Source organism: Pseudoalteromonas phenolica, assembly GCF_005876835.1.
Classification (GTDB): Bacteria; Pseudomonadota; Gammaproteobacteria; order Enterobacterales; family Alteromonadaceae; genus Pseudoalteromonas; species Pseudoalteromonas phenolica_B.
On sequence record NZ_PPSW01000014.1, the window covers coordinates 15,253 to 38,518 of the forward strand.

A 23,266-nucleotide genomic window follows, 5' to 3' on the forward strand; every position below is an offset into this window, starting at 1 on the left:
ATACTTCCTAATTCAAGTTACACGCTTCAAGGCCCGCTAAGCGCATACGCACATCTAGCTCAGGCAGAGATCTTGGTTTAATTTGCGCAAGGCCATTAGCGAACGCCTTAATATGTTCAGGTGTTGTACCACAACAACCACCGACAATATTAATGAAGCCTTCTTTGCCCCAATCGATGATTTCTAATGACATTTCATTAGCTTCTAGGTCGTACTCACCAAATTCATTCGGTAAACCTGCGTTAGGGTGAACAGAAGTGAAGGTTTCACACACGCGCGACAGCTCTTCAACATAAGGACGTAATAAGTCTGGACCTAAAGCACAGTTCAAACCAATTGAAATAGGTTTAATATGGCGAATTGAATTATAGAATGCTTCTGTTGTTTGGCCTGACAGTGTTCGACCAGAGGCATCGGTAATAGTGCCTGAAATCATAACAGGCAGCGTAATACCTGCTTGTTCAAACGCTTCTTCTACAGCAAATGACGCAGCTTTCGCATTTAAAGTGTCAAAAATAGTCTCAATCAGAATTAAATCTGCACCACCTTCAATCAAGGCAAGTGTAGACTCGATATAGGCCTCAACCAGCGCATCAAAGGTAATATTACGATAACCTGGGTCGTTTACATCTGGTGAGATTGAACACGTTTTAGATGTTGGACCTAGTACACCCGCTACATAGCGCGGTTTGTGTGGCTCTTTTTCAGTGAACTCATCACAAATTTTACGTGCTAATTTAGCTGACTCAAGGTTGATTTCACGACTCAAACTGCCCATTTCGTAGTCTTCCATCGAAATAGTGGTCGCGTTAAAGGTGTTTGTTTCAATAATGTCAGCACCTGCAGCTAGATATTTACGATGAATATCAGCAATGACATCAGGTTGAGTTAGGCTTAGTAAATCGTTATTGCCTTTTACTAACACATGCCAATCTTTAAAGCGCTCGCCGCGATAATCTTCTTCTTCGAATTTATATTCTTGGATCATGGTACCCATGGCACCATCTAAAATAAGAATACGTTGTTTTAAAGCCTCTTTTAAGGCTGCACTTTTATTCGGCATAATTGTTAGTCCTTACATCTTGGCTAACTAGGTTAATATCGTATGGGGTTGTTTGGTAAACGTAATAATTCAGCCAGTTTGAGAATAACAAAAAGGCATGACTTTGCCATGTTTTACTCGGCTTTTGCTCAGCATCGTTATTCGGAAAATACCCTTCTGGCTTTGGCGCATCAGGACTTTTGGCTAGGTCGCGTAAATATTCTTTTTGTAAAGTATCAGCATCATACTCTGGGTGACCGGTTAAAAAGACCTGACTGCCTGACTGGTTTTTAATTAAATACGCACCCACTTTTTCTGAGCCTGCCAACACCGCAAGTTCAGGCGTATTTTGTATTTTAGCAAGTTCAATGTGACCATAACGAGAATGTGGCACTAAGAATTCGTCGTCAAAACCACGAGTTAGCGCACCATGCTCAAACAAACAACGGTGCTTAAATACGCCACATAATTTATCATCACGAAGTTCACGCTTTAAACCATAATGATGGTACAAACCAGCATGAGCAGCCCAACAAGAGAATAACGTTGAGGTCACATGGTTTTCAGCCCAATCAAATAACTCTTTGAGTTCTTGCCAGTAAAGAACATCGTCATATTCTAGATGAGCCAACGGCGCGCCTGTGATGATCATTGCATCGTAGTTTTCGTCTTTTACATCAGAAAAGTAGCGATAAAACATATCTAAGTGTTGCTCAGAGTTTTCTGAAGTGCGGTGCGTGTCTAAACGTAATAAATCAACGTTAACCTGAAGCGGCGTATTCGCAAGTAAACGAATAAACTGCACTTCGGTTTCAACTTTGTTGGGCATGAGATTAAGAATCGCCAAGCGCATCGGACGGATCTCCTGCGTTCTTGCACGTGATTTAGGCATCACGAAGACATTTTCATGTCTGAGTGTAGCAATTGCAGGTAGCTCATCTTTTACGGTGATCGGCATATAGTTCTCCCCAACTTAATTTATGGCTGTCATTATGAACGTAAAGTCGAAAATTTCAACCTCTAGATGTTTAGATGTCCAAAAACTCAACTCATTTATTTGCAACTAGAAAAAGAACCTTAATAATCCACTCGCCTGAAAAGAATAGATTGAGAGAAGAAAATGGGGATCGGTGAATTTGCCGCGATCAGCGCAGCCATAGTCTGGGCATCATCAACAATTTTATACAAACGCTTTAGCCATCATTTATCCCCCCTGCAATTAAATGTCAGTAAAGGCATAATTGCTTGTGCACTGATGCTATTAATTTTACTGATTATGCCTGCAAGTCCTTTACCTCAGCTAGCCAGCTCTTGGGCTTGGCTTATTGTCAGCGGCATTTTGGGTATTGCCATCGGCGATAGCGCCTATTTTGCAGCCCTTAGAAATATTGGCCCTGCACGAACTCTGGTTATTGAGTCACTCGCGCCAGCCATTGCAGGTGTACTAAATATTGTATTGCTAGGCGTATGGCTCAGTGGTCTTGCATGGCTTGGTATTGTGATCACTACTTTAGGTGTTCTACTAGCGATTAAACCTAAAAATCCATTACCTCAAGTTGAGCACAGCATTTATATAAAAGGAGTAGGTTTTGCGTTGCTTGCAGCCACTTGCCAAGCGGCAGGTATGGTGATGTCAAAAGGTGCTATGAACGCTGAACAAATTGGTAGTTTGTGGGCCGCCTTTATTCGTTTATTTTCAGGCACACTGGCTGTCGCTTGTGTTGTCGCATGTCTAAAAGAACAAAATCTCAAACAAGCCATTACTTTAGATGGCATAAGTCAAAAGCAATGGCTTTTTGTCGCGGTGTTTTTTGGTACCTTCATTGGCCTTTGGTTGCAGCTTATTTCAGTCAAACATACCGATCCTGCTATCGCACAAACTATTTTCGCAACAGCGCCACTTCTGGTGATGAGCATTGGCGCACTACGCAAAGAACCCATGACAAAAAATATGATATTGGGCGGGTTAATTGCTTTTTCTGGTGTAGCGCTATTGGTTTTGAGCTAATTTAATGAGTAAAAAAAGAGATAACCTGCTGTTTGATTGACGAAATCGCTAGGTAAACTCTACAATATGCAAGTTAATTTTGAACATGAAAGGTTTCATCTATGGCATTGCCAGATAAGTTTATTTATTCAATGCACCGCGTTAGCAAAGTGGTGCCACCTAAGCGTACGATTTTAAAAGATATTTCATTATCTTTCTTCCCTGGTGCGAAAATTGGTGTACTTGGTCTGAACGGCGCAGGTAAATCGACTCTTTTACGCATCATGGCTGGTGTTGATAAAGAGTTTGAAGGTGAGGCGAATGCACTTGCTGGTACTAAAATCGGCTATCTTCCTCAGGAACCTCAATTAGACGAAAACAAAACAGTTCGTGAAACCGTTGAAGAAGCGGTAAGCGAAGTGAAAAACGCCCTTGCTCGTCTTGATGAAGTTTATGCAGAATATGCAATGGATGGCGCTGATTTTGATGCGCTTGCAAAAGAGCAAGGTCAATTAGAAGCCATTATTCAAGCACATGATGGTCATAACCTAGATAACGCTTTAGAGCGCGCCGCTGATGCACTTCGCCTTCCTGAGTGGGATGCAAAAATTGAGCACCTATCAGGTGGTGAGCGTCGTCGAGTTGCTATTTGTCGTCTTCTTCTAGAAAAGCCAGATATGCTTTTACTGGACGAACCAACCAACCACTTAGATGCTGAGTCTGTTGCATGGTTAGAGCGTTTCTTACACGACTACGAAGGTACTGTTGTGGCTATTACGCACGACCGTTACTTCTTAGATAACGTTGCTGGTTGGATCTTAGAGCTTGACCGTGGCCATGGTATTCCTTGGGAAGGTAACTACTCTTCTTGGCTTGAGCAAAAAGATGCACGTCTAAAGCAAGAAGAAAAATCTGAAAAAGCACGTCAAAAATCAATTGCTCAAGAACTTGAATGGGTGCGTTCAAATCCGAAAGGTCGCCAAGCTAAATCTAAAGCGCGTATGGCACAGTTCTCTGAATTACAGCAAAGTGATTACCAAAAACGTAATGAAACTAATGAGCTATTCATTCCACCTGGTCCTCGCCTAGGTGATAAAGTAATTGAAGTAAATGGCCTAACTAAAGGCTATGGCGATCGTGTACTTATCGATAACCTAAGCTTCAGTGTACCTAAAGGTGCAATCGTCGGTATTATCGGTGCTAACGGTGCAGGTAAATCAACGTTATTCAAAATGATCTCAGGTCAAGAACAAGCAGATGCTGGTACTGTTGATGTTGGTGAAACTGTAGAACTCGCTGCGGTTGATCAGTTCCGTGACAACATGGACGACAGCAACACTGTTTTCCAAGAAATCTCTAACGGTCAAGACGTACTTAAAATTGGCAACTTTGAGATCCCAAGCCGCGCCTATGTTGGCCGCTTTAACTTCAAAGGCAACGACCAACAAAAGTTTGTAAAAGAGCTTTCTGGTGGTGAGCGCAACCGTCTACACCTAGCTAAGCTTTTAAAAGCTGGCGGTAACGTTTTACTACTGGATGAGCCAACCAACGACTTAGACGTTGAAACGCTTCGTGCCCTTGAGAATGCGATTTTAGAATTCCCAGGCTGTGTAATGTGTATCTCGCACGACCGTTGGTTCTTAGACCGTATCGCTACACACATTCTTGATTACCGCGACGAAGGCCAAGTGAACTTCTTCGATGGTAACTATACTGAATATGAAGCTTGGTTGAAGAAGACCTATGGCGCACAAGCTGCCGAGCCTAAGCGAATTAAGTATAAAAAAATTGGCTAAATAATTCACGCATTAGCTAATTTTTGCAAATCATTGATATTAAAAGCCCTGTTTATGCAGGGCTTTTTTTACACTGGAGCCTAAGTGTATTACTATCTAATCTTAGATTATCTAGAATATTGAGAGAATGATGATGGAAGAACGCAGACGTTTTACGCGTATTTTGTTTTCAAACCTGGCGACCTTAATGACTGCCAGCGGTGATTACAATTGCCAAGTACTCGACCTTTCATTAAAAGGCGCGTTGATCACCTTACCTGTAGGCTATGTACCCCTTCAAGGTGAAGCCGCTAACCTAAAGTTTCATTTACCAGACAGTGATGTACTGATTTCAATGGAAGTTGAAGTTCGACACGTCGAAACTGAGTATTTAGGGCTTCACTGTAATCAAATCGACCTTGAGAGTGTGACACACCTAAAACGCTTGATTGAACTAAATGTAGGTGACGATGCAGTTCTACATAGAGAAATCGAACAGCTTGCCTTTAAAAACGCTTAGAAAAATTAAAAACTAACTTTCAGATATAAGAAGAGATAAAAAATGATTTTGGAATCTTTACAAGGATTTTTGCCTTTTATTAGCTATTTTGTAGTAGGTTATATAATTACACTGTGCTTTTTATTTGTGTATACGTACATTACGCCACACTGTGAATGGCGTTTGATGAAAGAAAACAACCCTGCTGCTGCTGTCGCGTTTTGCGGTACATTAATTGGTTTTATTTTACCTATCGCTAGTGCAGCAGTGAATGCTGTATCACTTATAGATTTTGCTGTTTGGGGTGTGATTGCGGGCATTATGCAGCTAGTTACATTTTTTACTGTTCGCTTATATATGCCGAAGCTGTCTGAAAAAATTGAAGCACAACATTTGAGTGCTGGTTTATTTCTAGGTGCAGCCTCACTGGCTACGGGAGTTTTAAACGCCGCCTGTATGACTTACTAGGAGGCATGATGAAACGTAGCAAACACATTAAACTGACTTTACTCATGGGCGCTACTGGCTCATTAGCTGGCTGTGGTGATAGTGAAGAGTCCGCTTTGTTATTCCAAGATACGATGGAATGTAACTCTTTTGGTATTGAGTTTGAAACATGCCAAGCGGAGTATCAACAAGCACTTGAACAACACTTAAATGAAGCCCCGCGTTACGCCACCGAGCAATTGTGTGAAGGTGATTTTGGCTTCGATAGATGTGAGTCAAATGGCGGTATTTGGCAGCCTCTTATGGCAGGCTTCATGATAGGCTTAGTCGCAGAAGCTGTCGACGAAGGGCTCGATGCTCTGAAGAAAAAACGCAAACATAAGCGTGCAATGTTGGGCGGCAAATACTATTCAGGTGCCAAACCTTTATACCGTAGTCGTGACGATTTCTTTAGCTACCGAAACTCTAACAATGACTTTGTGGCCAGTGCCAGCAGTAGCGGTTCTACACTCGTCAAATCAAGTAAAGTGAACTACAAAGCAAAACGAAAACCCGTTACTCGTAAACGTGGTGGTTTTGGCCGTAGTGCATCAAGAAGTAGCTGGGGAGGTTAAGCGAAAGCTTAACCTCTAGTTTCAAATTATGTTCAGAAGCTCATCCCAACCTCGCCCACACTGGCAACAACTCGCCAAAGAAACTGGCTTTAACTTTCATACCATGCATGGTGAAACTTATTGGGATGAAAGTGTTTATTACCAATTTACTCTGCAGCAAATAGAGCAAGATATAGAAGACCCGAGTGTCGAGCTTAATCAAATGCTACTAGAGTTAGTTTCTAAGGTCTGTGACGACGATGAACTCATGCAGTTATTTGCCATCCCAGAACAGCAGTGGGATTTAATTCGTCGCTCTTGGTTTAGACGGGATCCGCATTTATACGGCCGCTTTGATTTTAGTTACAACGGCAATGGCCCTGCCAAATTACTCGAAGCAAATTTTGATACGCCCACATCACTATTTGAAGCTGGCTATTTTCAATGGCGTTGGCTCGAAGATATGGTCGATGCTGGACAACTGCCTAGGCAAAGCGACCAGTTTAATGCCTTACAAGAAGCACTGATAAAACACTTTCGACAGCTACATCGGTTTCATCGCGCTCAACGTTTATATTTCTCGTGCTGTAAAGACACAGAAGAAGACCTGGGCACAGTCGAATACATGCGTAGCTGTGCCATGGAGGCGGGTTTAAAAACGGGCTTTTGTTTTGTAGAAGACATTGGGCTCAATGACGCCAACCAATTAACCGACCTGAACAATAACCCCATAAGTTGGATGTTTAAACTCTATCCTTGGGAGTTTATGTTTACCGATGAGTTTGCACCTGCTTTATCGAATTTAAAGATGCAATGGTTAGAGCCGGCTTGGAAAGCCATCATTTCAAATAAGGCGATTTTGCCTTTACTTTGGCAAATGTACGAAGGCCACCCAAACCTGTTACCAGCTTATTTTTCGAAAGATAAACACAAACTCGATACGGCCGCAGGCATTGTTAAGAAGCCGCTTTTTTCTCGTGAAGGGGCAAACATAGAAATTACCAAAGCAGGTAAAACGCTGGCAAGCTCTGGCGGCGACTATGGTGATGAAGGTTTTATTTATCAAGCTTTTCATGCTTTACCAAACTTTGATGGCAACTATCCTTTAATTGGGAGCTGGATGGTAAAAGATGAAGCTGTGGCTATGAGTATTCGAGAAGACAGCTCTTTGATCACACAAGATCTAAGCCGCTTCATACCACATATAATCTTGGGCTAATTTGCAGCTTTTAAGTTATAGCCATTTAAGCATATTCTCAAATGCGCTACCATTAACACAAATCATTTCATAGGGATGAATACTATGTCGCACACACGTGCTTTTCCTTTGAACCAACATCTCATTTCAGTATCAGGCCAAGATCAGCTTAACTATTTACATGGCCAACTGACACAAGATTTGAATTTAATCAACGAACAACAATTTCTATGGGCAGGTCATTGCTCACCTAAGGGCAAGCTTTGGGGTGCATTTAAGCTATTTAAGCATCAATCAAAGTTTTATTTATTAGGCAGCCCTGCTGAATGTGAAGCTTCAGCGAAAGAACTTAAGAAATATGGTGTTTTCGCTAAAGTTGAAATCGAGCTTCACGAAAGTCCAAAACTATTCGGGCTTTTAACCAACGACTTTGCTGCAACCTGTGCGCAATTTGAGATCTCATTCTCAGATGAACACAATAGTTGTGAGTTTGCAGGCGGTATTGCCCTGAAACTCGATGAAACGCGTCTAATTGTTTTATTAAACGATGACGCAGAATTACCTAATGGCATTACCCTTGAAAAAGATGCAACTGAATTTGAAGAAGCAGCTATTTTAGCCGGTGAGCCAGCTCTGAGCAGTGACTACATTGAAGAATTTGTACCACAAATGATCAACCTTCAAGCAATCGGTGGTATTAGCTTTAAAAAAGGCTGCTACACAGGTCAAGAAACCGTTGCTCGTATGCGTTATTTAGGTAAAAACAAACGCGCTATGTACATAGTACAAGGCGATGCTTCTCAAGCAGTTGAAGACTCAGATTTAGAAATTCAACTTGAAGACAATTGGCGTCGTGCGGGCAAAATCATTTGCCAAGTTTTCAATCGTAACTCAAACACCTACTCTGCACTGGCTGTATTACCAAATGATACTCAATCAGATGCTACACTTAGGTTAAAACAATCTCCAGAGCAGTTGGTTTCAATCCAACTTCTTCCTTATTCTCTTGAAGATCAATAATTGGATCATATTATGAAAATCACTAAAGACGCCGTTGTAAAAATGCACTTCTCTGTAATGGATGATGAGCAAAATACCATAGATAACACTTATGACGGTGAGCCACTTGAGATTATTTCAGGCCACGGTTACTTAGTACCTGGCTTAGAAGCAGCGATTGCAGATAAACAAGCTGGTGATACTTTTTCTGTAACAATTGAGCCAGAGCAAGGCTATGGTGAGCGCCACAATAACTTAACCCAAGTTGTTGAGAAGTCCATGTTCGAAGGAATGGACATTGATGTGGGTATGCAATTCAGAGCGACCACAGACGAAGGCGAGCACACGGTGATCATCATTGGTATTGAAGGTGATGAAGTGGTGATAGATGGCAATCACCCGCTATCTGGTTTAACGCTGACTTTTGACGTTGAAATTGTTGACGTGCGTGAAGCAACAGCTGAAGAACTTGAACACGGTCATGTTCACACAGAAGACGGTTCTGATCACGAGCACTAATGTAAGCTGTGAGTAAAAAATAGCGCCACTGTTATGTTCGGCGCTATTTTTTAATTAGACTAAACGAGCTAGCTTTGCTTAACTAAAATCAAATGGATCTTTACGCTTTTTAACTGGCTCATGCTCCTCGTCGTCTTCATCAATATCTGTTTGTTCAGGCGTATTAATTACTTCAGGAATATGCTTTAACACTTCAGGGAAACTTGTAAGTAAGGTTTCTTGGTCATTTGTACCAACACGATATTTAGTGCCATCCTTTAGCAGAATTTCGATGGCAGAGAAACCAGCAGCTGCATACACCCACCCATCATGACTAATGCGCATTCCGACACCATGACGTAACGAGTTACGAACCGCTCTTACAGACTCTATATCATCAAAATTTAGTGTTTTCTTACCAACACCTGGGCCAAACCAAAAACTGACTGAATGGCTGCTTTGATTCACTTCAACAGTCAGACCATAAAAAGCAATGGCAACCAAAACGAGTAATACAGCAAACCCAACGATGCCCGCATTAAACCCAATTAATTGTGCAGCAACGGCTAAAAAGCTACTGATCCACAATAAAATTGCCCATATCACCCATGCAAATTGTGTATGTTTGTACATAAACTCTCTTTAATTAATCTTCAATTTTAACTGGGGTTGGACGCTTGAAGTCTTGCAGTCCACCACTAAAGCTGTAAATCAATGTCGCGCTGATTTCAGTGTCTTTTTTAAGCTTATACTCTTCAGGCTGTGAGTTGTGTCTATAGGTATAAGCCACTTTAAAACCAATTCCACCTAAAACTTGAGTAACCAGTGCCGTTTCGCTCAAAACTCGGGTATTTAACCCTGATAGTGAACGCTCAATACTGATATCTTGGTTAAAGCGCGTTCTCTCCGACACTTTGCGTTCCCACTGTAATGCCAAACGTAATAGTTGGCCTTGCTGGACACGATCTGCACCCTCTAACACATCAATTTCGTCACTGGTTCGCGTTATTGATAAACCTGGACCTATATCTAAATCAACGGTGTTCTTTCTACCTTCAAATAAACGCGTGCCATACCCTAGCGCAAAAGTAGCAGTGTATTCTTTACCATTAAATTCGTCGTCTTCGTAGTCAGCGTATAAGAAAAATGACTCATTATCTTCGCCAATTTTATAGTTACCTTGCATTGAGACAAAGTAACGTTCCGCTGATACCGTTTCAGTCCCAGTCTCAGCATCAGTGTCTTCACGGTAAAGACCATCAAACTTAAAGTGATTTCGCCAGTGGGTGAAATCTTGATACAAATTGCCCTTCAACTTAAACGCAGTATTTTCAGCGTTACCTTTGTTAATAATCAAACCAAACTCAGTATCGCCATATAAAAACTCACCTTTGTGAAGTTCATGTATTTCTTCATCTGATAGCTCTCCGTATTCATGGAAGTCTTCAAATGGGTCTACCGCATAGGTAGGGTTGCTGAAAGTAGCAAAGCAGAGACCAGCTATGAGTGCCGGTATTGTTATTTTTTTTATTAACATACTTATCTATTGAATGTTTTATTCGGCTTCTTGCTTCCATAACACATGACAGAACGGCGCATCCAAGTCGCGACTGATAAGAATTTTAGCAAGCACTTCATCACCATCTTCGTATTCAATGCCCACTAAAACTTGTACAAAATCTTCAAGATCACTTTCTAGTGATACAAATTCTTGCCAACTGTCATCGGGTTCACTGTCTTCGATAAAACCAAACTCTTCATGATGTTGGTTAAATTCAGCAATATCTAACTCTGATAAATTTTGTGGTGCTAACTCTTGAAAAATTTCATAAGCTTGATGGGTTGCTTCTTCAATACTACAAAGACGTGCTGGCATAGAAAGTCTCACTAACAAATATTGTGGCTATCATACAAAACCGTCAATTACTTGGCTACGGTCTTGAGTCGAATTGATGAATTTACATGGCAAACAAAGCCATATAGAGTGTTAACTCTAAAACTATAATAAAAACAGGCTTCCAATGGTTTCACTTGAAATAATAAACAATGTTGCTTACGTCACACTGAACCGCCCTGATAAACAAAACGCATTAAGTGTTGAAATGTTTATTCAGCTTGATAAATGCATTAAAAAAATCAAAAAACAGCGTGAAATTCGCGCTGTTGTCATTCGCGGTGCGGGCCAGCATTTTTGCTCAGGGCTAGATGTGAAATCTGTTATGTCTAAACCGCTGAATATCATTAAGTTACTTTTTAAATGGCTACCAGGAAACGCTAACCTTGTGCAAAGAGTCGTACTTGGCTGGCATACTATCCCAGTACCTGTTATTGCCATAATGCAAGGTAATAGTTTTGGTGGGGGCCTTCATATTGCACTAGGTGCTGATATACGCATCGCCAAAAGCAGCACACAAGTTGCCATTATGGAATCACGCTGGGGCTTGTGCCCAGACATGGGCAGCGCACCTTTATTACTTGGCTTAACGCAATACGACAAAGCCTTATTGCTGAGTAGCCAAGGAGAACCAATTGATGCCAAGGAGGCCTTTAAACTTGGATTGATCACTGAAATAGTCGAAGACCCTGAAAAGCGTTGTAATGAGATCATAGAGCAACTCAAAACACGCTCTCCAGATGCACTCGCTGCGATTAAACGGGTGAATCAAGCAAGCTTTCATTTCAACCGTAGACGCATTCTCGCAAAAGAAACTTGGTCCCAAATCAAACTGTTATTAGGTAAAAATACCCGTATCGCCATGTATAATGCGACTAAGGACGAAGCCAAACCATATAATCAAAGAGGAAAATGGTAAGAAGGTCGCATCGACACTCCTTACTGACTCTTTATACTTGAGCTATGAATAATACTAAAACATATCTTTTAGCTTGGTTTAAATTCAGCGCCAGTTTGATGCTACTTATTGGCTTTTTGTTTATCTCAAAGCTAACTACCACATACTTTCAAATTGCTTTTCCTAGCGCGTTATTGGCTATGTTGATTGTGTTTGTATTATTAATAACGGATATAGTGAAAGAATCTTGGCTTGCACCTGCTTGCCAGCCTATCTTGAAGTATATGGCGTTGTTTTTTATACCTGCGGGTGTTGGGTTAGTTGAGCATGTAGATGTCTTTGCGACTCATTGGTCATTATTGTTACTGGTATTGCTTCTGGTGCCTTTGACAGGGCTAGCCTTGGTTTCATTCATTGCTAGTTTAAGAGGCAAGCATGCTAAGTGACTTGCTTATCACAATGTTTGTTTGTGTTCTCATTACTGGGCTATTTTTAGTTACAAGAAAACTGAATAGTCAATTTCCCTCTCCTCTACTTAACCCTCTGCTGCTTTGTATTGTGATGCTGAGTGCAGTACTGATTTTTGCAGATATTAATTATCAGGACTTTTCCAAAGCCAGTTATCCCATTCATTTCTTTCTAGAGGTGGCGGTTGTCGCACTCGCCTACCCACTCTATAAGCAAATGCATGAAATTAAGCGAAGTTTGGGCTTGCTATTACTAAGTGGTTTTATAGGTGTCACCAGTGCCTCTTTAATTGCCTTCATTCTATGCAAACTCTTTGCTGTACCTGATGAACTGTTAAACTCTTTAATGGCGCTCTCAGTGACCACTCCAATAACACTCATTATCACAGATGGATTAAACGGTATTCCTGCTATCGCCGCCTTTATGGTTATCTTGATCGGCATGTTTGGTGCTGTGTTTGGCTTGTCTTTGTTGCATCTATTCAAAGTTAAAGATCAAAGAGTAAAAGGCCTCACTCTTGGAGTAGTATGCCATGGTATCGGCACCGCAGCTGCGATTGAACACCACCCTCAGGCTGGTGCTTTTGCTTCGGCAGCCATGATAATCAGTGCATTGATCACCGCAATTTGGGTGCCCACGCTTTATGCTATATTGACACAGCTAACTGGTGGTTGATTTCTTAAAGAATAAAGCAACTCATAAGTATTATAAAACAATGGGTTATTTTATTTCTTATGCTAACCTCTGATTAACTCCATTATTTGTTTTAAATTTATTAGGTATTGACCGTGATCCAACAAGAAATAGAACAAGTTGAACGTTACTACACCATTATTAAAGACTATTTAGTCAACTACAGCATGCAAGTAGCTGCTGCAATCTTAATCCTCATAATAGGTCTGTGGGTTTCTAAGAAGCTCTCTAAAACGGTGGAACGTTTATTACTAAAGCATAATATTGATATTGCATTAACCAACTTTATTGCCAATGTGGTGAAAGTGCTGCTTATTGTGATTTTTGTGGTGATTGCCCTCGGAAAACTCGGGATCAGTATTACCCCGTTTGTTGCTGCCATAGGTGCAGCCTCACTAGGTGCGGGCTTGGCTTTGCAGGGAATGCTGTCGAATTACGGCTCTGGCCTTGCAATTATTGCAACTCGCCCATTTGTTGTTGGCGATACCATTTCAGTTAAAGGCGAGTCGGGTCAGGTAAAGATGATTGAATTAGGTCACACCATTTTAATCAACGAAGAAAACGTCGAGATCACCATTCCTAACAAACATATCGTTGGCGAAGTACTGCATAACTCATTTAACAACTCATTAGTTATGGGCGAAATAGGCATTGCTTATAGTGCAGACAGCGATAAAGCCATCAACGTTATTAGAAATATTATCTCTTCTCATGACAAAGTGGCCAACGAGCCGCATGCTAAAATTGGCATAGAGCGCTTTGATGATAGCGCGGTGATTATTAGCTACCGCTACTGGGCACCTACAACCGAGCTGATTGATACTAAATTAGACGTTAACCAACAAATCTATGCGCAGATTAAGGCCTCTGATATCGAAATACCGTTCCCACAACGGGTGGTGACGATTAAAAACGAGAATTAAAATATTTATATTATGATTGCTAAGCTTTTAGCCAGAGCATAAAAAAGCCGTTCGATTGAACGGCTTTTATATTTTGCTTTAGAACAACTTAAGTTATGGTTTAGGCGATTCTAGAGGAGCAGTTGGATCAATCACTAAACTCGAGTTTAATGATTCAGTATCAATGCTTTGTTGCTCTGATTTCTTCGGTAAACTAGGAGAGCTAGCACCACCACCTGTTAGACCTCCACCAACAATGTACTTTAAATTTTCTATTCCTAATTCCATTATAAATTCTCCAAAAATAAACTTATAAAATCTCTTGTGAATTCAATTCACTCTTTCTTTTAATTTTAAATACAAAGGAAAAACAGACTACATATGCTAATATCATCATTATCTTTTGAAGAGAATCTCTTACATATAATTTGTAATAGGCATTTTCTAACCAATCCATCCAATAGAAGTATACTTCTACAAATGTAATAAAATTACTCACAATACAAACGAAGCTAATAATAAGTAAAATAGCTTCTTGAGGGGTATAACGATGTTGTTCATAAGCTTCTTTAAAAAAACTTACTCTTTGAAATTTATATGCCCAATACCTTCGGCCAAAAACAAAAATTACGAATAAACCTGAAATACTCATCGACCAAAGATAAAATAATATCGGTTTAGTCAATGCCCATTGCAAAGTAAGTAAACCTACTATTGCAGATAAAAGGCAACAAGTTAACATATACCTTGCATTAATATCTTTCCAAGCAGCGATCAAGCTAATAAAGCATACAACAAAGCCTAACCAATCTAAAAAAGGAATAGTCATTCTTTCACCTCTTCAACATCTTTATTATTCTTATTTTCTTTGTCATTTTTCTTACCGAAAATATCAAAGTATGAGGCAGGATCGCGACCACTGATCAACAGTATGTCGATAAATTTGCTGAGTGGGATTTCGTTTTTACCGCTTTCCCAATTTGAGATGGTTGATTGGTCGCACTCAGATATCATACGCTTAGCAAGCTCAGCTTGGCTTAAGCCTAGTTCTTGCCTGATCTGACGAATAAATCGCTGTGCTTCAACCTTGAAGCTAAAAGTCTTCCTTTTGCGCTCGGTTGCTTTCATTATTTCCTTTCCAAGAAAAGCTATATCCTTAGCTTTCTCAATAAAACAGTTTTACTAAGTTAAGTCATGCACGACTAAAAATTTACAGTATAATAACAGAGCCGTTTCATAAGTGAAACACTCTTTTTGGTTCTTTATTAGGCAAGATTTGTGATGTTAAGAAAAAAGTCCGTTCGACTTAACTAATAGACAAGCATAAAAAAGGCCCGATAGTGCAATATCGAGCCTCAGTATTAATTTTTAACTTAAAGCTTATTTATGCTTTGCGCCAAGTTGTTTTACCTGCGCTGTCCTCAAGTACAACGCCCATCGCCGTTAACGCATCACGCGCTGCATCCGCAGCAGCCCAATCTTTATTCGCACGCGCTGTTAAACGCTGCTCAATTAACGCTTCAATCTTAGCGACTTCGTCGTCGTCTTGCTCGCCTTGTAAGAATTGCTCTGGTTGTTGCTGTGCAATACCTAGCACTTCAGCAAGCTTCACAAGAATAAACGCGTGCTCGCCCGCCGCTTTTGCATCCTTTTCTTTTAGCAAGTTAACTTCTTTTGCTAATTCAAAGATAACTGGCAGCGCTTCTGGTGTATTGAAGTCATCGTTCATCGCTGTTTCAAAACGCTTAGCAAACTCTGTTTGCTTGTAATCAACTTCAACTAGCTCAACACCACGTAACGCTGTGTAAATACGCTCAAGAGATGAACGTGCTTGATCTAGATTCTCTTGTGAGTAGTTAAGCTGGCTGCGATAGTGGCCGTTAATTAAAAAATAACGTACTGTTTCGCGGTCGTATTGCTTTAATACTTCACGCACTGTAAAGAAGTTACCTAACGATTTAGACATCTTCTCTTTATTTACTTGCACCATACCTGTATGGATCCAAGTATTTACATAGTTACCGTTATTCGCGCAGCATGACTGGGCTATTTCATTCTCATGGTGCGGGAACTGTAAGTCTGAACCACCACCGTGAATGTCAAAGTGCTCACCTAAATGTTTCTGGCTCATTGCACTACATTCGATGTGCCAGCCAGGACGACCTTCGCCCCAAGGTGAAGACCAAGAAGGTTCTCCTGCTTTGGCTTTTTTCCAAAGTACGAAATCTAGAGGATCATCTTTGCCTTCAGCCACTTCAACTCGCGCACCCGCTTGTAGCATATCTAAATCTTGCTGAGACAATTGACCGTATTGTTCAAATGTTGATACATCAAATAATACGTCGCCGTTTTGTGCAACGTAGGCGTGTTTCTTCTCAACAAGGCGTTCGATCATGTCGATGATCTCATTCATATGGCCGGTTACCGTTGGCTCAATATCAGCTGGCAACATGTTCAATGCTTCAAAGTCTTCGTGCATTGATTTAGTCATACGAACCGTTAAGTCGTTTATTTCTTCATTGTTTTCAGCAGCACGCTTGATAATTTTGTCGTCTACATCGGTGATGTTACGTACATATGTAACATCAAACCCTAAATAGCGAAGGTAGCGATTCATTACATCAAAAGAAACGTAAGTACGCGCGTGACCCACGTGGCAGAAATCATAAATGGTGATACCACACACATACATGTCGACTTTGCCTTCGACAAGAGGTTTAAACGGCGCTTTTTCACGAGTAAGTGTGTTGTATATCTGCAACATTGAGTCTGTTTCCTAATCCAATAATAGACATAAGCCGCAATCATAACACTTGAATACGCCCTGCTCTACACCCGATTGCAGCTATTTCCCGATAAATACGCCATTAACACAAAGCTTTAACCGATTTATATTCTGCTATAAAATACATTCCTTTAATAAACACATATCTAATAGGTAACCACAATGGTTGTACTTCAAACAAACTTTGGTGAAATCAAAGTAAACCTTTTTGCAGAAGAAGCGCCTGCAACAGTTGAAAACTTTTTAAACTATGCAAAGTCAGGTTTTTATGACGGCACTATCTTCCACCGCGTAATCGACGGTTTCATGGTTCAAGGTGGTGGTTTCGCTCAAGGTATGGAACAAAAGTCTGTTCAAGCACCAATTCAAAATGAAGCAAACAACGGTCTGAGCAACAAGACTGGTACACTTGCTATGGCACGTACACCAGATCCTCACTCTGCGACAGCTCAGTTCTTCATCAACGTGAACGACAATGACTTCTTAAACTTCTCTAGCGAAACTTCGCAGGGTTGGGGTTACTGTGTATTCGGTGAAGTTGTAGAAGGCATGGACGTAGTAAACAAGATCAAATCTGTTGCTACAGGTTCTTCTGGCTTCCACCAGGACGTACCACTTGAAGATGTGATCATCGAGAAGGTGACTGTTGCTTAATTCTGAGCGTTAAGCAATTAAGGCTAGGTATGTACCTAGCCTTGTCTTTTTCACACTCACTATTCATTTTCTTTCTAGGCTTTTTGAATGGCATCTCGCAAAACCTACTTTATCTCTGACTTACATTTAACCGAAGACCGTCCTGATATCACCAATGCATTCAAGCTTTTTCTTGAAATGCACATGACTGATGACGTCGATGCGTTATATATTCTCGGAGATTTTTTTGAAGTATGGATAGGTGATGATGGTCATACAGCGCTCACTGACGAAGTAGCTTCGCTGTTAAACTCTGTGTCAGACAGAGCTATTCAAGTATTTTTTACCCATGGTAATCGAGACTTTTTACTTGGGAAGAAATATGCCAAGCAAGCAGGCATGACTTTATTACCTGAACAACAAGTCATTGATTTATACGGTACACCTACTGTCATTCTGCACGGCGACGAAATGTGCACACAAGACATTGCCTATCAAAAGTTCCGCAAGAAAAGTCGAGGCTGGTGGTGGCCAAAACTAATGCTTGCTATGCCGCTCAGTTATAGAAGAAAAGTTGCCAAACAAGCGCGTCAAAAAAGTATCGAAAGCCAAAAAGGCAAACCATTAGATATTCTAGATGTGACTACTGACGCAGTTTTGGACATGTTTGCAAAGCATAATGTAAAACACATGATCCACGGTCACACACACAGACCAAATGTGCACACAATTGAAAAAGACGGAGACACGTTAACCAGAACAGTACTCGGTGATTGGTATTCGCAAAGCTCTTATTTAGTGGTCACTGAAGACGAACAAACGTTACACCAAGGAAAACCATTTACCGGATAATTTCCTAGTTTGAGATTGAATATAGCAAACGTGATTGGTTTCTTCTAAATGGCCTAATTTATTGAATTTTTGTTTCAATATCGGCCAACAGCATATCTATATTTTTAGCTTCTCTTTGTAACGCCTTTGCTTCATGTGCTAATAACTTTACTAGTTCATGCTCACAAACAGGCGTTGGCGCTTCGACACACTCAAGCAAAAGTTCAGGACAAAGACGATTAAAGATGTACTTTGCTCTTTTCATATGAAAACTCGAGGTGATCAGTACAACTTCAGAAATAGCTGCCTGTTTTAAGATAGGTTTTGCAAGCAAAGCATCTTCTAAAGTAAAACGGCTTTCGGCGATGGGGAAAAATTGAGTATCGGGAACACCCAACACTTTTAAATGAGCTATTACGTAGTCTGCATGAGCGTGTTCAGTCACATTAAAATGCGCACCAAACCCACCGGTACAAAGGATCTTTAACTCTGGATAATTTAAATGGTATTCGAAAGCTGTCTGACATCGTGATTTAACAATTTCAGACAACTCCCCTTGTGCATTATTTGGTCCACCCAGTAAAATAATCGCTTTTGACATTTAATCCCTTATATCTGTCTTTTAAACTTTTCTAAGCTAGCGTCGGCGCACCTGAATGGAATTTGAAGTCTTCATCTGGAGAGGCTATTAATTCAGCTTCTACCTCACCAAAAAATGCTACACGCTCAGATATGTCTTTACCTGCAATTTCTTCTGCCAGTGTCAGATAGTCCTGATAGTGACGCGCTTCAGAGCGCAGTAACGACACATAAAAATCACCGAGCTTTTTATCTACATGTGGAGCCAATTTTGCGAATCGCTCACAAGAGCGGGCTTCGATATAAGCGCCACAGATCAGTTTGTCGATGAGTTTTTCAGGCTCATAAGTGCGAACATGTTTAAGTAGTCCACTTGCGTAACGACTTGATGCACAATATTCGTATTCAACACCACAGTCATGCATGATTTCTAATACTTGATAAAAGTGATGCAACTCTTCTTTGATAAGCAAGACCATTTTATCAATTAAATCTTGGCCATAAGCGGTCTGTGCCTTAGGCACCATAGATTTATTCAACTTATTGCAATCTGCTAGCTCTTGCCAACTGCCTGTTTTACGATAGGTAAAATCTTCATACGGCTTCAACCACTCTAAAAGCGCCGTGCCACTGTCTTTATCTACTGCGTATTTACGGATCAAATACATAGCAGATTGTGCTGCTTTTAGCTCGCAGACCATATGGTCAATTAAAATGACAGGTAGGTTTTTAGGGTCTTTTGCTGCTTCAATCCAACTAGTAGGTGTTTCGCATTGTAAGAATTGATTTATTGGCTCTAAAAGCTTATCCAAGGCTGACTCTCAAAGTGGCTCTAATAAAAATTACCGCGAATTGTATCATAAAACTGACTCAGGCTAATGCATTGGATCAAAGGAAGATTATTGCGTTCAAAGAATTCAAAACTTTTCAATTAGACGAAAGTTTAACCATTTCTTGACAAAGAAATGCTTCTTACGCATAAATAACTATGAAAGATGTATAAAAAACACACACCCTTTGCCAAATTCTGATAAGGAGGCCTTATGATTTTAAATCATTTATGGGGCTTGTACGCTCACCCACTCGAAGAGTGGCAAACCATAGATAATCGTCATGAGAGCATGAAGTATAGTTTATCTCATATCGCGCTTATCGCATTAATCCCAAGTATTATGGGATACATTTCTTCTGTACACATTGGCTGGCGCATCGGCACATCAGACGTCGCATTTCTAACACATGAAAGTGCCCTATTGATTGGTGTCGCTATGTATTTTGCACTGATTATGGGGGTATTTGCTCTAGCCTATTTAGCACATTGGATGGCGGTTACATTCGGAGCTAAGCCAACGTATACACAAACTTTAGAGCTCGCGGCTTACACGGCCACACCTGTATTTATGTCGGCAGTATCTGCTGTTTTTCCTGAATTGTGGTTTGTAGTGACTGTAGGTATGGCCGCACTGGCTTATTCTGTTTACTTGCTTTATACCGGTGTTCCTATTTTAATGCACATCCCTGAGGAGCGAGGCTTTATCTATGCCAGCTCTGTGGTGACTTGTGGATTGGTCTTAATTGTAATTATTATGGCGGGTACAGCTATTTTATGGACTAATGGCATAATTAGCCCTACCTTTAGTTAGGGTGCTTTAAATAGCCCCTAAATTTTTGCTTTTATCCAAAAGTTAAAAGGAGCGAATAATCGCTCCTTTTTATTTAAGGTGTATTTATTAGTTATTCGCTAACTAATTTACTCACCTTCTGACTCTTCTTGGTTATGTAACTCAAGTGAAGCAGACATTGCTTGCTCACGTGTTGATTTTGCAGAGTCATTACGTAACGCATCAATACGATTTAGGTATTCTTGATCGATATCACCTGTGATGTACTGACCATCAAATACCGATGTTTCGAATTCTGTTACTTCAGGGTTTTCTTGACGAACTGCAGCGATAAGATCTTCAATAGATTGATAGATTAAGCCGTCTGAACCAATACTCTGGTTGATATCATCTACTTCACGGCCGTGTGCAATTAGCTCTGCAGCTGATGGCATGTCGATACCATATACGTTCGGGAAACGAACTTCTGGTGCAGCTGAAGCAAAGTATACGTTTTTCGCGCCTGCTTCACGAGCCATCTCAACGATCTGAGCTGAAGTTGTACCACGTACAATTGAGTCATCTACAAGTAATACGTTTTTACCTTCAAATTCTCTGTCGATCGCATTTAATTTACGACGTACAGATTTCTTACGCATTTCTTGACCCGGCATAATAAATGTACGGCCTATGTAACGGTTCTTTACAAAACCTTGACGGTAAGGCTTGTCTAAAACCGTTGCAATTTCTAGCGCAACATCACATGACGTTTCAGGGATTGGAATAACTACATCGATGTCTTTATCAGCCCATTCCCGAGCAATCTTCTCACCTAGCTTCGTACCCATATTTACACGTGTCGCGTAAACTGACATGTTATCGATTACAGAATCAGGACGTGCGAAGTATACAAACTCAAAAATACATGGTGCATGTTGTGTATTAACAGCACACATTTGAGAGAATAGTTGACCATCTTCAGTTACGTAAATTGCTTCACCTGGTGCTACGTCACGCACAAATTCAAAGCCGTCAGCTTTAAGTGCCACGCTTTCTGAAGCAAACATGTATTCAGTACCGCTTTCAGTTTCACGCTTACCATATACAAGTGGACGAATACCTTTCGGATCACGGAAAGCCACAATACCGTGACCAATGATCATCGCAATACTTGCGTAACCACCAACAACTAGCTCATTCACATTTGAAATTGCACTGAACATATCTTCAGCTTCAAGCTTTAACTTACCTGATTTGCAAAGTTGATGCGCTAAGATGTTTAAAAGAATTTCAGAATCTGAAGTGGTGTTTACATGACGGCGAGCTTGGCTGAATAATAACTCTTTAAGCGCTTCTGCGTTTGTTAGGTTACCATTGTGCGCTAAGGCAATACCAAATGGAGAGTTTACATAAAATGGCTGTGCTTCTGCAGAACTTGAAGAGCCTGCAGTTGGGTAACGCACATGGCCGATACCAATATTGCCTTGAAGGCGCTTCATATGGCGGGTATGAAACACATCTTTAACAAGGCCGTTTGCTTTTCTTAAGCTAAACGTATTGTTATCGATTGTGATGATGCCTGCTGCATCTTGCCCACGGTGTTGCAAAACAGTTAAGCCGTCATACAAAGCCTGATTAACAGGAGATGTTGCGACTATACCAACGATACCACACATTAAATTTTTCCTCGCCGATTAACGGTTTCCGATTAACGGTTCACTGAATTTAAAAAGCTAGAGTTGTCTTCTAAGTAAGAGAAAAACCACTCAATAACAAAACTAAATTCAGGGATCAAAGTTGATGCTGTCCACCAAGGTGCATCGGGTGCACCGGTAAACGCATCCAGAAAAAACAGTAAGGCGCTCACGACTAATACACCTCGAAGTGCACCAAACACAATACCTATAATACGGTCGGTGCCTGACAGACCTGTACGTTGTACAAGTTCTGACAGAATATAATTAACAAGCCCACCTAACAGTATGGTCGCAAAAAATAATATGGCAATTGCGGCCGCATTTCTTAAAAGGGGTTCTGAAATGGATGTAAGGAAGGTTGCTAGATATTGATAGAATAAACTAGAAATGAAGAATGCGCTGATCCAGACAACCAATGACATTGCTTCTTTTACAAAGCCTCGCATTAGTCCGAATAAGGTGGAAAGACCAACTATACCGAGAATCGCGTAATCAACCCAGTTCATAATAACCAACAAGTCGTTAATTTGGGGCGCATTCTATAAGAGCCAAGGGTCAATTACCAGATCATTTTGTTATATCGAATTGGGTTAGTCGGCCTTTTAGTTTTGTAAGCTTTTCTAACTCGGGCAATTTTTGCTCTAAACCTGCTTTATCTAACTGAGGACCAACGAATACTTTAGTTAATTCCCCATTGCGCGTTTTAATAGGTCGTGTAAATGCAGTAAAACCTGCATTTTTTAGTTTTTTCATTAATGCCTGAACATTAGCTTTATGAGAAAAACTACCTAACTGTATGACGTATGCCATGCTGGTTAAATTAGACGTTTCTGAACGCTTTAAAGGATCTACTTTTGCTTCTACAACTTGTTGTTGCGGTTTTATTACTTCAACCTCTGGTTTTGCCTCTTCTACAACTTGTATCTGTTGTGAGACTGCATCATTTTCCGCTGTGTTCACAGCTTCTTTTATTTCTGAGCTATCAACCTTTTCTGTAGACACAGGCTCAGCGTCAAGTGCAATCTCATCATGCAAAGCTTCAGGTTTAATCTCAGGGGCAAGCTCAGCTTTTGCGTCAATCTCTTGCTGAATTTCAATCGTAGTGAACTCAGGGCGTTCAGGAATGGCTTTAAAACCGTCTTTGAAGTGAACCTTTTCACCATCAAGAATATTCGGTATAAAAATGATTGCAGCGACCACCACAATACTAGTACCCACTAAACGGTTTAAAAATCCTGAGTTCACAG

At 40.6% G+C, this 23,266-nt stretch carries 29 protein-coding genes; 15 read left to right on the plus strand and 14 right to left on the minus strand.

Annotated features, from left to right (window positions below; genetic code table 11):
- Positions 1-7 precede the first annotated feature (7 nt).
- Positions 8-1,063 (minus strand): homocysteine S-methyltransferase family protein, encoded by a 1,056-nt coding sequence (locus C1E24_RS09530; RefSeq protein WP_138480876.1) that lies wholly within the window; start codon positions 1,061-1,063, stop codon positions 8-10.
- Complete coding sequence (locus C1E24_RS09535) at positions 1,053-2,000, minus strand: homoserine O-succinyltransferase (protein WP_138480877.1); 948 nt, start codon at positions 1,998-2,000, stop codon at positions 1,053-1,055. Before C1E24_RS09535 ends, C1E24_RS09530 begins: the two co-directional genes overlap by 11 nt.
- Positions 2,001-2,162: 162 nt before the next feature.
- Between C1E24_RS09535 and C1E24_RS09540 the strand changes: the two genes are divergently transcribed.
- The 8 genes from C1E24_RS09540 (at position 2,163) to C1E24_RS09575 (ending at position 9,059) form a co-directional block, all read left to right on the plus strand.
- Positions 2,163-3,050 carry a DMT family transporter gene (locus C1E24_RS09540; protein WP_138480879.1) on the plus strand — a complete coding sequence of 296 codons (888 nt, stop codon included), beginning with the start codon at positions 2,163-2,165 and terminating at the stop codon, positions 3,048-3,050.
- Positions 3,051-3,151: 101 nt separating this feature from the next.
- Positions 3,152-4,825, plus strand: a complete 1,674-nt coding sequence (gene ettA, locus C1E24_RS09545) for an energy-dependent translational throttle protein EttA (RefSeq protein ID WP_138480881.1) — start codon at positions 3,152-3,154, stop codon at positions 4,823-4,825.
- 127 nt (positions 4,826-4,952) lie between these two features.
- The gene (locus C1E24_RS09550) at positions 4,953-5,324 is read left to right on the plus strand and encodes a PilZ domain-containing protein (RefSeq protein WP_240721979.1); all 372 of its coding nucleotides are present in this window, start codon (positions 4,953-4,955) and stop codon (positions 5,322-5,324) included.
- A 42-nt stretch (positions 5,325-5,366) separates the two neighbouring features.
- Complete coding sequence (locus C1E24_RS09555; RefSeq protein ID WP_138480883.1) at positions 5,367-5,771, plus strand: DUF350 domain-containing protein; 405 nt, start codon at positions 5,367-5,369, stop codon at positions 5,769-5,771.
- 5 nt (positions 5,772-5,776) lie between these two features.
- The gene (locus tag C1E24_RS09560; protein ID WP_240721980.1) at positions 5,777-6,364 is read left to right on the plus strand and encodes a DUF1190 domain-containing protein; all 588 of its coding nucleotides are present in this window, start codon (positions 5,777-5,779) and stop codon (positions 6,362-6,364) included.
- Between the two features lie 28 nt (positions 6,365-6,392).
- On the plus strand, positions 6,393-7,562 hold the full coding sequence (locus tag C1E24_RS09565) for a glutathionylspermidine synthase family protein (RefSeq protein WP_138480885.1): 1,170 nt from the start codon (positions 6,393-6,395) through the stop codon (positions 7,560-7,562).
- 84 nt (positions 7,563-7,646) lie between these two features.
- Positions 7,647-8,561, plus strand: coding sequence for a YgfZ/GcvT domain-containing protein (locus C1E24_RS09570; RefSeq protein WP_138480887.1), 915 nt, complete (start codon positions 7,647-7,649; stop codon positions 8,559-8,561).
- 12 nt (positions 8,562-8,573) lie between these two features.
- Complete coding sequence (locus C1E24_RS09575; protein WP_138480889.1) at positions 8,574-9,059, plus strand: FKBP-type peptidyl-prolyl cis-trans isomerase; 486 nt, start codon at positions 8,574-8,576, stop codon at positions 9,057-9,059.
- A gap of 78 nt (positions 9,060-9,137) precedes the next feature.
- Here C1E24_RS09575 and C1E24_RS09580 read toward each other — a convergent pair whose 3' ends face one another.
- From C1E24_RS09580 to C1E24_RS09590, 3 genes are read right to left on the minus strand one after another with little or no spacing between them, the layout of a single operon-like run.
- Positions 9,138-9,671, minus strand: coding sequence for a hypothetical protein (locus C1E24_RS09580; protein WP_138480891.1), 534 nt, complete (start codon positions 9,669-9,671; stop codon positions 9,138-9,140).
- Positions 9,672-9,684: 13 nt separating this feature from the next.
- Positions 9,685-10,575 carry a DUF481 domain-containing protein gene (locus tag C1E24_RS09585; RefSeq protein WP_138480893.1) on the minus strand — a complete coding sequence of 297 codons (891 nt, stop codon included), beginning with the start codon at positions 10,573-10,575 and terminating at the stop codon, positions 9,685-9,687.
- Positions 10,576-10,593: 18 nt separating this feature from the next.
- Positions 10,594-10,914: a DUF440 family protein gene (locus tag C1E24_RS09590; protein WP_138480895.1), complete on the minus strand. Its 321-nt coding sequence runs from the start codon at positions 10,912-10,914 to the stop codon at positions 10,594-10,596.
- A gap of 145 nt (positions 10,915-11,059) precedes the next feature.
- Between C1E24_RS09590 and C1E24_RS09595 the strand changes: the two genes are divergently transcribed.
- The 4 genes from C1E24_RS09595 to C1E24_RS09610 all read left to right on the plus strand — a co-directional run bounded on the left by C1E24_RS09595 (position 11,060) and on the right by C1E24_RS09610 (position 13,914).
- On the plus strand, positions 11,060-11,851 hold the full coding sequence (locus tag C1E24_RS09595) for a crotonase/enoyl-CoA hydratase family protein (RefSeq protein ID WP_138480897.1): 792 nt from the start codon (positions 11,060-11,062) through the stop codon (positions 11,849-11,851).
- Between the two features lie 44 nt (positions 11,852-11,895).
- A complete protein-coding gene (locus C1E24_RS09600; protein ID WP_138480899.1) occupies positions 11,896-12,276 on the plus strand; it encodes a CidA/LrgA family protein in 381 nt (126 codons plus the stop codon).
- Positions 12,266-12,973 carry an LrgB family protein gene (locus C1E24_RS09605; protein ID WP_240721981.1) on the plus strand — a complete coding sequence of 236 codons (708 nt, stop codon included), beginning with the start codon at positions 12,266-12,268 and terminating at the stop codon, positions 12,971-12,973. Before C1E24_RS09600 ends, C1E24_RS09605 begins: the two co-directional genes overlap by 11 nt.
- Positions 12,974-13,086: 113 nt before the next feature.
- The gene (locus tag C1E24_RS09610; protein WP_138480901.1) at positions 13,087-13,914 is read left to right on the plus strand and encodes a mechanosensitive ion channel family protein; all 828 of its coding nucleotides are present in this window, start codon (positions 13,087-13,089) and stop codon (positions 13,912-13,914) included.
- Between the two features lie 93 nt (positions 13,915-14,007).
- Here the strand turns inward: C1E24_RS09610 and C1E24_RS20940 are convergent, their stop codons facing one another.
- The 4 genes from C1E24_RS20940 to cysS all read right to left on the minus strand — a co-directional run bounded on the left by C1E24_RS20940 (position 14,008) and on the right by cysS (position 16,657).
- On the minus strand, positions 14,008-14,181 hold the full coding sequence (locus tag C1E24_RS20940) for a hypothetical protein (protein WP_171040853.1): 174 nt from the start codon (positions 14,179-14,181) through the stop codon (positions 14,008-14,010).
- Positions 14,182-14,203: 22 nt separating this feature from the next.
- Positions 14,204-14,722: a hypothetical protein gene (locus C1E24_RS09615; protein ID WP_138480903.1), complete on the minus strand. Its 519-nt coding sequence runs from the start codon at positions 14,720-14,722 to the stop codon at positions 14,204-14,206.
- Entirely contained in the window at positions 14,719-15,021 is a 303-nt protein-coding gene (locus C1E24_RS09620; RefSeq protein WP_138480905.1) for a helix-turn-helix domain-containing protein, read from the minus strand. The genes C1E24_RS09615 and C1E24_RS09620 overlap by 4 nt, the downstream gene beginning before the upstream one ends.
- A gap of 256 nt (positions 15,022-15,277) precedes the next feature.
- Positions 15,278-16,657: a cysteine--tRNA ligase gene (gene cysS, locus C1E24_RS09625; RefSeq protein ID WP_138480906.1), complete on the minus strand. Its 1,380-nt coding sequence runs from the start codon at positions 16,655-16,657 to the stop codon at positions 15,278-15,280.
- Positions 16,658-16,840: 183 nt separating this feature from the next.
- On the opposite strand from cysS, the gene C1E24_RS09630 reads away from it, so the two are divergent.
- Both C1E24_RS09630 and C1E24_RS09635 read left to right on the plus strand, forming a co-directional pair.
- Positions 16,841-17,332 (plus strand): peptidylprolyl isomerase, encoded by a 492-nt coding sequence (locus C1E24_RS09630; protein ID WP_138480908.1) that lies wholly within the window; start codon positions 16,841-16,843, stop codon positions 17,330-17,332.
- A gap of 87 nt (positions 17,333-17,419) precedes the next feature.
- Complete coding sequence (locus tag C1E24_RS09635; protein WP_138480910.1) at positions 17,420-18,163, plus strand: UDP-2,3-diacylglucosamine diphosphatase; 744 nt, start codon at positions 17,420-17,422, stop codon at positions 18,161-18,163.
- A 58-nt stretch (positions 18,164-18,221) separates the two neighbouring features.
- Here C1E24_RS09635 and C1E24_RS09640 read toward each other — a convergent pair whose 3' ends face one another.
- Together C1E24_RS09640 and miaE are read right to left on the minus strand one after the other, a co-directional pair.
- Positions 18,222-18,743: a YdcF family protein gene (locus C1E24_RS09640; RefSeq protein ID WP_138480912.1), complete on the minus strand. Its 522-nt coding sequence runs from the start codon at positions 18,741-18,743 to the stop codon at positions 18,222-18,224.
- 31 nt (positions 18,744-18,774) lie between these two features.
- Positions 18,775-19,533 carry a tRNA isopentenyl-2-thiomethyl-A-37 hydroxylase MiaE gene (gene miaE, locus C1E24_RS09645; RefSeq protein ID WP_138480914.1) on the minus strand — a complete coding sequence of 253 codons (759 nt, stop codon included), beginning with the start codon at positions 19,531-19,533 and terminating at the stop codon, positions 18,775-18,777.
- Positions 19,534-19,764: 231 nt separating this feature from the next.
- Here miaE and C1E24_RS09650 point away from each other — a divergent pair, with 231 nt between their 5' ends.
- A complete protein-coding gene (locus C1E24_RS09650; RefSeq protein WP_138480916.1) occupies positions 19,765-20,364 on the plus strand; it encodes a Yip1 family protein in 600 nt (199 codons plus the stop codon).
- 107 nt (positions 20,365-20,471) lie between these two features.
- Here C1E24_RS09650 and purF read toward each other — a convergent pair whose 3' ends face one another.
- From purF to C1E24_RS09665, 3 genes are all read right to left on the minus strand, one after another.
- A complete protein-coding gene (gene purF / locus C1E24_RS09655; protein ID WP_058030235.1) occupies positions 20,472-21,998 on the minus strand; it encodes an amidophosphoribosyltransferase in 1,527 nt (508 codons plus the stop codon).
- A 32-nt stretch (positions 21,999-22,030) separates the two neighbouring features.
- Positions 22,031-22,525 carry a CvpA family protein gene (locus C1E24_RS09660; protein ID WP_058030237.1) on the minus strand — a complete coding sequence of 165 codons (495 nt, stop codon included), beginning with the start codon at positions 22,523-22,525 and terminating at the stop codon, positions 22,031-22,033.
- Positions 22,526-22,586: 61 nt separating this feature from the next.
- A complete protein-coding gene (locus tag C1E24_RS09665; protein ID WP_138480918.1) occupies positions 22,587-23,264 on the minus strand; it encodes an SPOR domain-containing protein in 678 nt (225 codons plus the stop codon).
- Positions 23,265-23,266 lie beyond the last annotated feature (2 nt).

Excerpts from the sequence above, each read along its gene's own strand:
- C1E24_RS09530 (WP_138480876.1), bottom strand. The coding sequence starts at position 1,063 with ATGCCGAATAAAAGTGCAGCCTTAAAAGAGGCTTTAAAACAACGTATT.
- C1E24_RS09535 (WP_138480877.1), bottom strand. The coding sequence starts at position 2,000 with ATGCCGATCACCGTAAAAGATGAGCTACCTGCAATTGCTACACTCAGA.
- C1E24_RS09540 (WP_138480879.1), top strand. The coding sequence starts at position 2,163 with ATGGGGATCGGTGAATTTGCCGCGATCAGCGCAGCCATAGTCTGGGCA.
- ettA (WP_138480881.1), top strand. The coding sequence starts at position 3,152 with ATGGCATTGCCAGATAAGTTTATTTATTCAATGCACCGCGTTAGCAAA.
- C1E24_RS09550 (WP_240721979.1), top strand. The coding sequence starts at position 4,953 with ATGATGATGGAAGAACGCAGACGTTTTACGCGTATTTTGTTTTCAAAC.
- C1E24_RS09555 (WP_138480883.1), top strand. The coding sequence starts at position 5,367 with ATGATTTTGGAATCTTTACAAGGATTTTTGCCTTTTATTAGCTATTTT.
- C1E24_RS09560 (WP_240721980.1), top strand. The coding sequence starts at position 5,777 with ATGATGAAACGTAGCAAACACATTAAACTGACTTTACTCATGGGCGCT.
- C1E24_RS09565 (WP_138480885.1), top strand. The coding sequence starts at position 6,393 with ATGTTCAGAAGCTCATCCCAACCTCGCCCACACTGGCAACAACTCGCC.
- C1E24_RS09570 (WP_138480887.1), top strand. The coding sequence starts at position 7,647 with ATGTCGCACACACGTGCTTTTCCTTTGAACCAACATCTCATTTCAGTA.
- C1E24_RS09575 (WP_138480889.1), top strand. The coding sequence starts at position 8,574 with ATGAAAATCACTAAAGACGCCGTTGTAAAAATGCACTTCTCTGTAATG.
- C1E24_RS09580 (WP_138480891.1), bottom strand. The coding sequence starts at position 9,671 with ATGTACAAACATACACAATTTGCATGGGTGATATGGGCAATTTTATTG.
- C1E24_RS09585 (WP_138480893.1), bottom strand. The coding sequence starts at position 10,575 with ATGTTAATAAAAAAAATAACAATACCGGCACTCATAGCTGGTCTCTGC.
- C1E24_RS09590 (WP_138480895.1), bottom strand. The coding sequence starts at position 10,914 with ATGCCAGCACGTCTTTGTAGTATTGAAGAAGCAACCCATCAAGCTTAT.
- C1E24_RS09595 (WP_138480897.1), top strand. The coding sequence starts at position 11,060 with ATGGTTTCACTTGAAATAATAAACAATGTTGCTTACGTCACACTGAAC.
- C1E24_RS09600 (WP_138480899.1), top strand. The coding sequence starts at position 11,896 with ATGAATAATACTAAAACATATCTTTTAGCTTGGTTTAAATTCAGCGCC.
- C1E24_RS09605 (WP_240721981.1), top strand. The coding sequence starts at position 12,266 with ATGCTAAGTGACTTGCTTATCACAATGTTTGTTTGTGTTCTCATTACT.
- C1E24_RS20940 (WP_171040853.1), bottom strand. The coding sequence starts at position 14,181 with ATGGAATTAGGAATAGAAAATTTAAAGTACATTGTTGGTGGAGGTCTA.
- C1E24_RS09615 (WP_138480903.1), bottom strand. The coding sequence starts at position 14,722 with ATGACTATTCCTTTTTTAGATTGGTTAGGCTTTGTTGTATGCTTTATT.
- C1E24_RS09620 (WP_138480905.1), bottom strand. The coding sequence starts at position 15,021 with ATGAAAGCAACCGAGCGCAAAAGGAAGACTTTTAGCTTCAAGGTTGAA.
- cysS (WP_138480906.1), bottom strand. The coding sequence starts at position 16,657 with ATGTTGCAGATATACAACACACTTACTCGTGAAAAAGCGCCGTTTAAA.
- C1E24_RS09630 (WP_138480908.1), top strand. The coding sequence starts at position 16,841 with ATGGTTGTACTTCAAACAAACTTTGGTGAAATCAAAGTAAACCTTTTT.
- C1E24_RS09635 (WP_138480910.1), top strand. The coding sequence starts at position 17,420 with ATGGCATCTCGCAAAACCTACTTTATCTCTGACTTACATTTAACCGAA.
- C1E24_RS09640 (WP_138480912.1), bottom strand. The coding sequence starts at position 18,743 with ATGTCAAAAGCGATTATTTTACTGGGTGGACCAAATAATGCACAAGGG.
- C1E24_RS09650 (WP_138480916.1), top strand. The coding sequence starts at position 19,765 with ATGATTTTAAATCATTTATGGGGCTTGTACGCTCACCCACTCGAAGAG.
- purF (WP_058030235.1), bottom strand. The coding sequence starts at position 21,998 with ATGTGTGGTATCGTTGGTATAGTCGCAACATCTCCTGTTAATCAGGCT.
- C1E24_RS09660 (WP_058030237.1), bottom strand. The coding sequence starts at position 22,525 with ATGAACTGGGTTGATTACGCGATTCTCGGTATAGTTGGTCTTTCCACC.